This window comes from Bacteroides sp. MSSM.1001136sp1_RTP21357st2_D2_RTP21359_211015 (genome assembly GCF_040913205.1).
GTDB lineage: Bacteria > Bacteroidota > Bacteroidia > Bacteroidales > Bacteroidaceae > Bacteroides > Bacteroides ovatus.
This window is the reverse complement of the sequence record NZ_JBDFVF010000002.1, coordinates 55006-66507: the sequence shown is the minus strand read 5'-3', so window position 1 is coordinate 66507 and position 11502 is coordinate 55006. Positions and strand designations below refer to the sequence as shown.

Genomic DNA, 11502 nt, shown 5'->3' with positions numbered 1-11502 from the left:
CTATGGTGAGACTTACATCATCATGTGCCTTCTGATGGAGAACTTCACAATCGCCATCGCATTGATGGACGCGAATGGAATATCCATCGGCTCATGATGAGTATTATAGCTCACGAGCTTGAGATACCCTTCTTTTTCCGAACGATTCACGTACTTCACCGCCAGATACTCGTCTCCGTCAATCATAAACGACACCAGGTATATTTCCCCGTAAATGACATTATCGAAACTGCTGATTTCTTTATACCCGATAATGTCTCCCGATTTCAATATAGGGTACATGCTGTCTCCGTTGACGTAGACCGCCCCGTCGCAGACGGATATATTGGGAATCCATATTTTCCCCAGTGCATATTGCTGCTTGTTGGTGAATAATGTTTTCAGGTTCGCCGCCGCCGTAATATCGTATAATGTCACGCTACGGTCGTCTATAGGTTCTGGTGTTTTCGGATTGTGTATAATCTCCACTTCTCCTTTTACCAGTTCGCTTTCGCAAAATCTCGGCTGGTGTTTCGGATTCCCTTTTCCTAATAATAGCCAGTTGTAGTCCACCTTGTCCCCGAATTTGTCGAGTAACAGGCGGAAATCAATGCTGTTTCGTGCACCCCAGTTGGATACTGTGGCACGTGAGACTCCTAAATATTCAGCTAATTCGCTGTCGTTCTTGAAGTTTAGCACCTGTTTGGCACGCTTCACAATTCCTGTGACATCTAAAAATGTATCCATTTTATGATCGTTTATTTTTGATGTAAAAATTCATAAACTCGTTAATTGCTCATTGATAATCTGTTATCTACTTTTTGAAAGTTAATTTCCAAAATCTTTTGTTTTCTTTATGAAATCTGTTTTATATTTGTAGCAACGAAATCACAAATATATTTCAAAAATATAAATTTTAAATAGAAAAACCATGAGAAACAACAAAAAGTTTACGAAATGTTGCAAAATACCTCATTCACCGCCTTTTTAAGGAAACCGTGCCGGACGGGCAGAAGTAATAGTAAGCCTGCTTGCAGCGTCTATATATCTTGCATATAAGATCTATATATCCTGCGTGTAGCATCTATATACCCAATGTGCAGCCGATATATCTCCAATATACAGCAACTATATGTCCTGCGCGCCAGCGATATATCTTCAATATACAAACAAATATTTAAATATGAAAACTATAAAAACGGAAAAGCAATATGGAAACCATTATGAACAAATCTCTATGCATCTGCGGATGTTGCAAGCGGGAGCTTCCACAGGAAGCCTTTTATATGAACCAACGTACCCGTACTACGGACAACTACTGCAAAGAATGTCGTAAGGCAAACGCACGCAGACATCGCAATCAGGATAAAAGTATATTATTTGAAAACAAATCTGTTTCCTATCCGGTGATAACCGAGGTGAAGGACTACGCTTTGCGGATGTTCCTTATCCGTCATGCCCGGCAAGTGGTGTCGGACAGTATCCGCCGGAAGCAGGAAAAGGAAAAACTACGCGCACTATGGGAAGAATAAAACAGGGGTTGGATTATTTCCCCATGAGCACCAGTTTCATGCACGACCGTATAGTGCGTCGTGTCATGAAACGGGAAGGTGATGCCGCTTTTGCCACATTGGTAGAAACGCTGTCGTACATCTATGCCGGAAAAGGATATTATATCCCTGCCAGTGATGAGTTTTACGACGAACTGACGGACAGCCTTTACAATACGGATCTTGATGATGTGAAACGTATCATCGCCCTGGCCGTGGAGTGTGGACTGTTTGATTCCGGGCTTTTCCGGCAATACGGCATCCTGACTTCCGCCGATATCCAACGGCAGTATCTCTTTATCACCAAGCGGCGCAGCAGCTCGTTGATAGCCCCCGCCTACTGCCTGTTGGAAGCGGAAGAGCTTGCATCGTACCACACTTCTCCAAACAGCAAAAACAGTGCGGAGGATGCTGATAACAAAACAGGCTGTGATGTAACACCAACTGCTGATACTGTAACATCAACCACCGATTCTGCAACATCGGAAGCCGAAATGTCGACATTGGGTACACAAAACAAAGAAAAACAAATTAAAACAAACCAAAACAAATTAAACCACCTCTCTGACTCTCCTCAAGGAGAGAACGGAGGAGGAAAAATTTTGAAAAGAAGGAAGGTGATGACACAGGAAGAGATCGACAATCTGCAACCACCGTCCGACGGCACGCAGCGTAACTTCGAGGGACTGCTGGAGAACCTTCGCTCTTATAAGATTCCGCCTTCCGAGCAATACGCCATTATTCTGAAAAGCAACTTCGGAGCTATCGGAAACCCGGTGTGGAAGGGATTCAGCAACATCCGTGGGAGTAATGGGAAGATCAAATTGCCGGGGCATTATCTTTTGAGCGTAATTAATTAATTTATGAACGCACTTTGAAAAAATGATTGGGTCAGTCTGAATAATACCCGTATCTTTACAGTGTCATTAAGCTTAAGGACAAAACTAAACTAATTTATTAACACGTAAAAACTATTACAATTATGCCAGTATTGTACAAACCCTTCCAGTCAGTTCTGGAGGACAAGAACAAAAAGAAATTATTTCATCCCCGTGTGATTTACACGGCCAATGTGTCAACCGCCCAACTCGCCAAAGAGATAGCCGCTTACTCGTCTCTATCCACGGGTGACGTGAAGAACACGCTTGATAACCTGGTGACAGTGTCTGCACAGCATCTGCAGGCATCGGAAAGTGTAACGCTCGACGGCTTCGGAACTTTCCGTATGGTGATGAAGTCCAACGGTAAAGGTGTGGAGGTGCCGGAAAAAGTATCTGCCGCCCAAGCTTCCCTTACCGTCCGCTTCCTGCCCAACTACACCAAGAATCCCGACCGTACCACCGCTACCCGTTCTTTGGTGACGGGTGCCAAGTGTGTCCGTTTCGACCTTGCCGATACTTCGGCTTCCGGTGGCGGAGATAGTGGTAAACCTGATGGTGGTGGCTCCGGCAGCGGTGGTTCCGGCGACGGCGGTGGAGAAGCACCGGATCCGGCAGCATAGTCTGCACGTAGGTCGCAACACAAACACAAATGGCTGACTAAACGACTAAACGGAGCTTTTTAACTAGACTAGTAAACTAAACTAATTATCCACTAACATGCGAATTATTAACTTAATCGTGGTGCACTGTAGTGCCACGCGGGGGGATTGTACGCTCTCTCCGGAAGATTTGGACCGGTTGCACCGGTGCCGCGGATTCAACGGAACAGGTTATCACTACTACATCCGCAAGGATGGAACAGTGCACCTCACCCGCCCTATAGAACGCATCGGAGCACATGCGAAAGGTTTCAACGCTCACTCGATAGGTATCTGCTATGAAGGTGGTCTGGACTGCCGGGGACGCCCGGCAGATACCCGGACTCCGGCACAGCGAGCCACACTTCGGCAACTCGTTGGGCAACTGCAAGAGAAATTCTCCGGCTGCCGGGTATGCGGACATCGGGATCTTTCGCCGGATCTTAATGGAAACGGTGAGATAGAGCCGGAAGAGTGGATTAAACAGTGCCCGTGTTTTGAGGTGGCAAAGGAATTCAAGGAACTTGAGGAGTTTGCTATCAAAACAGAAAATACGGAAGAACACAGAGTAACACAACAAATTAAAGAACAGAAAGGAGGTAAATGATGGCAATGAAGAAATCAGTATGGGATATGATCCTGAAGGTGGTTATCGCAGTGGCTTCGGCTTTGGCTGGCGTATTGGGCGCTAATGCGATGAATTTGTAATTTTTCAATAGTTCTATCATTTTATAATTCTGCAGATTCCGGAGTCTGGAATCTGCAGAATTTCAAACCAATATTTCAACACAGATTAAGACTCAAACTAAATGCTATTTCCTCCGTTTTTTAACCATTTATATAACAAAAACAAAATATGAAACGATTAATTTTTATACTATCATTTTTCGCTGCACTCTTTCCTTTTACGGCACATGCAGCTTCTACAGCTCCATACGTTCCCCTTTCTGTCCCCACTTCTCCGCAGGCGGCAGCCTTCAAAATGTATGGAGATGTGGCCGTGAATCCTGCCATGGGGGTGCCCGACATATCTATTCCCTTGTTCGACATCGATCATCACGGCTATCGGTTGCCTTTGAGCTTGAAATACAATCCGGCTCCGTTCCATCCCGGCTACAACTATGACGTGTTCGGCCGTGGCTGGGCATTATCTATCAGCAGTTGCATATCGCGAAGCATAGAATGCATGCCCGATGAACTTAATGACTTTAAACTGGATACCGACAAGTTTGGAGAGTCATATCGGAACTTATCGGAAGAATACCTGAACACGTTGGAACTAAAGTCCGACCTATTTACCGCTATCCTTCCTGATGGTAGTTCCTTCGAATTCGTTATCAGAAAAACCTATGACGGCAAAATCGAATATGTAGTTTCAGGTGGACGTGATGTGAAGATAACCCATGCTACTAGGGATAGAAAGATTATATCTTTTAAAGTGGTGGACGAACAGGGTGTTGAGTATGCTTTCACCGGTGCCGATACCACCTTTAGAGGAACGGGGTGTACGATTACTCCCTACAACACCACTTATGTGTCCTGGCAACTAACCTCTATCCGTCTGCCCCATTCTTCGGAACTTATTACTTTTGATTATGGCAAGAGTATTCATTCTAACTTTGGGTATCAGCAGGCAGAACCGGCAGTACGTTTCCATCATTTTTACGAGTTAGGGTGTAGTCCGGATGTATTTGACGTCACTGTACATACTTATACACGGCAGCATGCATATCAGATGAAGCTTCTGACTTCCGTCACTTATGGTACCACCACCATCCGCATCAATTATAAGGACGGTACAAACAGTGAATATTATAATTATGCCCAAAGTATCAGTATAAAAGACGGAGACAGACTTGTGCGGACCATCAACCTGGAACAGCATCAGGGCACTTTGCAATCTAGCAGTTTATCAAAGTCGCCTTTCAGTATGCTTGACAGCGTCACTCTGCTTGGCGGTAATGATGCATCATCCGAGACCTATCGGTGTGGATATACATCTTCGTATGCCAACTTTGGTGGAACAGACCATTGGGGTAACCTGAATTTTCGCAGCAACAATTATGACGTGGCCTATATGAATCTGTTCGTGGGCTTTGATGTGTCCAGAGCCAGTAGCTCTTTTGTAACAGACGTACCAAAAGACGAAAATGATTTGTCTCCTTTGGATAAAGTGAGACTCTCTAATGTGCCCTACAACACACGTAAACCTGCCGGCTCTGAAAGCCATTGTGTACTCCGCAAATTAACCTATCCGACAGGAGGCTACACAGAGTTTGAATTTGAGAACCACGAGTTCTTCTCATTCACAGATGATGATGGAGACTATATTCACGATAAAAAAAGGCGAGTGAAGACCAAAGCTACAGGTTTCAGGATTCGTGAAATCGTCAACTATACGGCAGAAGGTGTACGAAGCGATTCCAAATACTACTGTTACGGGAAAACCGAATACGAAGAAAACGGCTGGGAAATCGGACGCTACTATCATACAGGCGCAGGCGAACCAACCCTCGATCCTACCATTCAGACTTATATGAACTACCAATCGACCGAACTTCCAATGTCGGTACTGAACATGGTTTTGGGGCTTGATCCGGATGGGCAATATCGATCCTTCAAATCCAATCCCTTCATGAGTTATAGTCCGTCAGGAGGATATCCTGTTTACACCTGGGAGTGGGAATGTACGTTCAGTGCGTTCAATTTCCAGCGGCTTCTGAACGGCCGTCCCGCAGTGGTCTACCCCGAGGTTACGGTCTATTATTTAAAGGATGGTGCAACCCAATTTAGTCCTGAAAACTGCAATGGAAAGACTGTCTATCAATATGACATCTATGAAGCAATGCTAAATGACACGGCCTTTTTCGAGAAACCGCAGTACTATGGCAATGTGCTTTGGTATGAAGGAGAGAAATATCGTTATAATCTATTGAAAGAACAGACTGACTACATGAGCGACGGACGGGAATATAAACTGAAGCGACGCGAGTCACTGATTTGGCGTTACGGTGGCTCGCCGGTGATAGACTGGGAATATTCCAATTCATACGGAACCCCATATTTTGTCCCTATAAACGCTGTTCTTGGCAGTTTCTATACTTCTACCTGTCAGATGCTTGGACACTCACTTCTATACGAACGTAAAGTAACCACTTATGACGAATCGGAAACAGGTGTTACAGATACAGAGCACTACAGCTACCTCTCCGGTAACCGAATGCAATGGAAAGAACGGAATGCAGGAGGCCTGCATCGGGAGACTAATTGGGAATATCCGGCTATCGCGCGAACTGGTACAACCCCGGATATTGTTCGCAAAATGGTGGAAAAGCACATACTTAACCCCGTGTTGAAAGAGATACAGAATCAAAACTCTTATAATTATGAAGGCAATAGACGTGAATTCGGAGAGTTTCCTACAGAAAGTGGGGATACGCTGATATTGCCTGCCCGGTTTTATCAGACAATTTACGATTCGAGTTCACACTACAGCGAAGTCCTCGCTTACTCTTCCAACGGAAATCCCCGCGAAGTAGTTTCTAAGGATAAGTTACACACGGTCTATTTATGGGGATATGGTGATCGCTATCTTATTGCCGAAATCAAGAATGCCACTCTAGAGCAGGTGGAAACCGCTGTGTCCTCCGTCTTTGGCATGACATCCTCCGCATTGGCAAAGAGCACTACTCCTGATGTCGCCAAGCTAAAGGCATTGCGCAACCATACGTCTCTCTCGGAAGCACATGTTACCACTTTTACCCATCTTCCGTTGGTAGGTGTTACCTCGATCTCCGATCCTACAGGGAAGACTTCGTATTACGACTACGATGGACTGGGGCGCCTGAAGGCGAATTACTATTACGAAGGCAACGTAGTGGAGGAAAGCAAGAAACGTGTCGTGCAGGAATATGATTATCATTACCGTAACTAATAAACAAAATATGTACAAACTTATGAAACGAATATATTTACTTCTTTCGCTCTTATTGTGCTCTCTTTTATGCATGTCGCAGGTGAGCACTTCACAGAACTATATCAGCACACGTACTTACACCTCGCCCGACCATAGCGGTTGCCGTGAACAGGTGGTATACTTTGACGGTCTGGGCCGTCCCTCACAAACGGTAGATTGCGGCATTACGCCCGACGGGAAAGATCTTGTCTCATTACAAGAGTATGATGATCAGGGACGCAAGTTACGCACCTGGCTTCCTGCCAAGTCGGCGGGAAATGGCAATTACATGACCCTCTCTTCCTTACAAAGTGGTGCAAGCTCATTAGCAGGCGGTGATGCACGTCCGTACCTACAGACCACGTATGAAGCCTCTCCCTTGAACAGGCCGGTTGCGCAGCATGGGGCGGGCGAGGCATGGGCAGAGCACCCTGTAAGCTACCAATATATCACACGTAATCCCCGATCCTTTCCCTCGTCTTATCATATGCTTCCCAACAGTGATTTCCTAGGGGTCTGCACTACCGATGAAGATGGGAATCAGACCTATGAATTTAAAGATGGTTTCGGACGTACAATTCTGGAGGGACACATGGATGGTTCTGATTCTTGTTTCGCTTATTATGAATATAACAACCACGATGATTTGGTGAATGTTCATCCGCCCTTTGTAGCTTACCACAAAAAGAATGAGCCCGAAGGACCTTTTGATACACAGGGTAGTTATTCTTACTGGTATGACTTCCTGCACCGCTGCGTTTACAAGAAGCTTCCGGAGCGTAACGGCATCTATTACATTTACGATCATGGCGACCACCAGGTACTTTCGCAGGATGGCGAGCAACGTGCTCGAGGAGAATGGGCTTTCTCCCTTAGCGATGAATTGAATCGTCCAGTACTCACGGGCATTTGCCACAATTCTTATTATTACGAAGACTTCCCGTTGTGTGAGACTGATGTGAAAGCGCGACGGGATGATACAGGTACTGCCTTTTATGGCTATATTCCCGAGAATATTCCGCTGACGAATCCAGAAGTGTATACAGTGAATTACTATGATGACTACTCTTTCATCGGCAAGCACGGAGTACCCACGTCTCTGAACTATGTCACACCTCCATCGGGTTATGGTATCTGCTATACGGAAAGCAGCAAAGGATTGTTGACAGGAACAGTTACAGCCCGTCTGGATGCTACCGGTGTGACCGGATATGATTATGCCGCTTTCTATTACGACGAACGCGGACGCATCATCCAAAGCCGGGCGACGAACCACATGGGAGGCATAGAGGAAGAATACGTAGCTTACAGCTTTACGGGAGAACCCCTGAAGCGGCAACATGTTCATACCGCCACAGGATATAGCACACAAACGGAAGTATGTACGTACGAGTATGACCACGCAGGACGTCTTTTAACGACAAAGCATAAGCTGAATACGAATGAGGAAGTGACTCTCGTTGAAAACACCTATGATGACTTGGGACGAATCAAGAGCAGTAAACGCCATGGCAACTCTGCTCTTACAACGGACTATACCTATAATGTCCGCTCATGGATGAAGACACTGACTACCGATACGTTGTTCAACCAGACCTTGCATTATAACGACTCATACGGTGGAAGCAGAGCTTGCTATAACGGCAACATATCCGGCATGAGTTGGAAAGCCGCAGGCGACACAGGAGTGCATGGATACCGCTTCAGCTACGACGAAATGTCACGGTTGACCGCTGCGGGGTATTTGTGGAACGGATCTCCCAGCGCAAACTATGACACCTCCTACACGTATAACAGGCAGAGCAACCTCACTTCACTCCGTCGTAACGGACGCACAGGCGCTTCATCGTACGGCTTGATTGACGACCTGACGCTCACCCTTGATGGCAACTGGCTGACACGTGTGGATGATGCCGCCACATCGTCGGCTTACAACAACGGGTTCGAATTCAAGGATGCCGTGAAGCAGGACAATGAATACACCTATGACAAGAATGGCAACATGACCAAAGATTTAAACAAGAATATTACTGATATTCAATATAATTGTTTAAATTCGCCAAGTAAAGTCACATTCCAGGACGGCAATACCATTACTTATACGTATGCAGTGAACGGCACGAAGCTGCGCACTGTGCACACGATAGGCAACACTACCAGTACAACGGATTATTGTGGCAATGTGATCTATGAAAATGGTGCACAGAAGTTGTTGCTCACTGATGTCGGACATGTTACGTTGTCCGATAAGAAGTATCACTACTACTTGCAGGATCATCAGGGGAATAATCGCGTAGTTGTAGATCAGACGGGGCAAAAGGAAGAGGTAAACCATTACTATCCGTTCGGAGGCATGTTTGCTTCAGCAGATAATAGTATTCAGCCTTATAAGTATAATGGTAAGGAGCTGGATACAAAGAATGGATTGAATTGGTACGATTATGGTGCAAGACAGTATGATGTAGCGATTGGAAGGTGGAATGCGGTGGATCCATCAAGTGAGAAGCATTACAATTGGAGCCCATATAGCTACTGTAAGAATAATCCAGTGTTGAGAGTAGATGTTGATGGAAAAGATGATTATACAGTAAACAGTGCAGGTAGGCTTTTCAAAACTGTTGTAGAGGGCTCTACTAATGATAGATTGATGAGCATTAGATCAGGTGTTGAGCCGATAACTGTGAATGATAAAAAAATACTTTCTGGAATGTATAATATGCAAGATGGTAAATCAGGGGGTCTTGAAACTTATAATTCAACATCAAGCCTTGAGGATGCAGCCGCAGTTTTCAAATTTGGAGCTGACAACACTTCTGTTGAATGGAAATTGGATATATATAATGATAAGGGAGATAAAACGGCTATTATCGGAACTTCGGGTAGAGAAGATAGTGTGTTTGCTGATAAACAGAGTGAATTGAATGTAAAAGGAGATAAAGTGATAGATATGCATTCACATCCATATAATGCCCAAGCTTCTGACCAAGATATGAAAAATTTGAAAATAAAGACAGGTACTGTCTATCACAGGGATAGTAAAGTATTATTTTTCTACAATAGTGAAAATTCACGTATTGGGAATAATGAATATAAAATAGATACGAGTAAAACGTTGTTAGATAAGTTGAATGATAAATTTATGAAGTAATGAGAACTACGTTTCTAAATTTGATATTATTATTTGTTATAGTAGGCTGTAAACAGCCTACTATAAACAAAGTTCAGCAAGCGGTGGAAGCGCAAGCCAAATTGCTTGTGGATAGTGGCTTGATTGCTAATGAATATGTAGTATTATATGAGTTGGCTATTAATGATTCCAACCATATATACAGTATTCAAGCAGCTGATTGTCCGGCAGATTTAAAATTTGAATATCCTTCAAAGATCATTAAGTACAAGGATAAGTATCTCTGTTTTATAGAATTGGATGAGGCACCGATGTCTGCAAAGGAAATGATAGAGGCGTCTAGTTATTCGGGCAATCTTGTGGTAGAAGGAGACGGGGGAAAGAGTTGGCTTTTGGTTGTTTCCAAACTTGGAGAGAAGAAAATATTAATAGATACTTCATTGCTTAGGGGATGGGGCACATATTTTAATATTACCGAATTGTGGCCATATTTTTCGGGATATGTGAAAGGATGCCCAGTACAGATGGGGGTTATGTCTCATGATGTTGAGTTGAGCGATTCCTATTTAAGTTGTAATGTGGATAGTATAAAACGGAATTTGCTTTGGAATGAGAACCAGAATACTACAATGATAAAGAACGTATATGGACAAATGTATCTGAAAAACAATACAGATTCCGTTGTTTACCTGTCATCAAGTACTAAAAAACATTATGCTGTTGTAGATGGTCAGGATAGCCTTTATTTGTCACTTAGTGATTCTTTGCCCATTATTTTGGGACCGAATGAAAAAAAAATTTTAGAATATAAAAGTCTGCCTCGTCAAGATGAGTTCTTTAGAAATCTTACGTTGAAAGAAGATCCCTGGGAATATTTCTATAATCTATTTTGCAGATCAACATACAGCTTTATAAATGTAAATGGAAAAAAATCTCAAACAAAAGTGATGTTTCATGATATTGATAATTATGGATTTAATGTTTCTATGACGTCTCCTAGTATTCAATTTCAGATATTAAACCATGGTATATATGATAAGAAGTATGGGGAAATGTCGAGATTCAGATTTTGGTCTGATAAATGGGGTGCTATGAATAATGCTGATAAGCAGAGGTTATCAGATGATGCAGATGAGAGATTTCAAAGAAACGTGAATCAGGTAAATCTCTTACCCTGATACGAATTGACCAAATATGTTCAACTTGTGTCGGGGTATTACTGGTGTTTTATATATACGACGTTTGTTACCCTGATATGGAATTAGAAATTATTCCATATCAGGGTAACTTTTTATTTGCTTTTACATAAATGCGGAAATGAAAGGTTGCTTTCTCAATATAATAGATTAAATTTGCCTAACCACATGTCTGC

General features: G+C 43.6%; 9 protein-coding genes. 8 read left to right on the top strand and 1 reads right to left on the bottom strand.

Features of this window, described 5'->3' with window-relative positions; all coding sequences use genetic code 11:
* Nucleotides 1-12 precede the first annotated feature (12 nt).
* Nucleotides 13-726: a S24 family peptidase gene (locus AB5217_RS02325; RefSeq protein WP_004322605.1), complete on the bottom strand. Its 714-nt coding sequence runs from the start codon at nucleotides 724-726 to the stop codon at nucleotides 13-15.
* 464 nt (nucleotides 727-1190) lie between these two features.
* Here AB5217_RS02325 and AB5217_RS02320 point away from each other — a divergent pair, with 464 nt between their 5' ends.
* From AB5217_RS02320 to AB5217_RS02285, 8 genes are all read left to right on the top strand, one after another.
* Complete coding sequence (locus AB5217_RS02320) at nucleotides 1191-1511, top strand: hypothetical protein (RefSeq protein WP_004322604.1); 321 nt, start codon at nucleotides 1191-1193, stop codon at nucleotides 1509-1511.
* Nucleotides 1499-2389, top strand: a complete 891-nt coding sequence (locus AB5217_RS02315) for a DUF4373 domain-containing protein (RefSeq protein WP_004322603.1) — start codon at nucleotides 1499-1501, stop codon at nucleotides 2387-2389. The genes AB5217_RS02320 and AB5217_RS02315 overlap by 13 nt, the downstream gene beginning before the upstream one ends.
* A 122-nt stretch (nucleotides 2390-2511) precedes the next feature.
* Complete coding sequence (locus AB5217_RS02310; protein WP_004322602.1) at nucleotides 2512-3030, top strand: HU family DNA-binding protein; 519 nt, start codon at nucleotides 2512-2514, stop codon at nucleotides 3028-3030.
* Between the two features lie 97 nt (nucleotides 3031-3127).
* Complete coding sequence (locus AB5217_RS02305) at nucleotides 3128-3655, top strand: N-acetylmuramoyl-L-alanine amidase (RefSeq protein WP_032844986.1); 528 nt, start codon at nucleotides 3128-3130, stop codon at nucleotides 3653-3655.
* Between the two features lie 5 nt (nucleotides 3656-3660).
* Nucleotides 3661-3756, top strand: a complete 96-nt coding sequence (locus AB5217_RS02300; protein ID WP_005681936.1) for a smalltalk protein — start codon at nucleotides 3661-3663, stop codon at nucleotides 3754-3756.
* 148 nt (nucleotides 3757-3904) lie between these two features.
* A complete protein-coding gene (locus tag AB5217_RS02295; RefSeq protein WP_368112627.1) occupies nucleotides 3905-6982 on the top strand; it encodes a hypothetical protein in 3078 nt (1025 codons plus the stop codon).
* A 22-nt stretch (nucleotides 6983-7004) separates the two neighbouring features.
* Complete coding sequence (locus AB5217_RS02290; RefSeq protein WP_229115756.1) at nucleotides 7005-10151, top strand: DUF6443 domain-containing protein; 3147 nt, start codon at nucleotides 7005-7007, stop codon at nucleotides 10149-10151.
* The gene (locus AB5217_RS02285; protein WP_004322596.1) at nucleotides 10151-11308 is read left to right on the top strand and encodes an Imm65 family immunity protein; all 1158 of its coding nucleotides are present in this window, start codon (nucleotides 10151-10153) and stop codon (nucleotides 11306-11308) included. Before AB5217_RS02290 ends, AB5217_RS02285 begins: the two co-directional genes overlap by 1 nt.
* The last annotated feature ends 194 nt before the right edge of the window (nucleotides 11309-11502 follow it).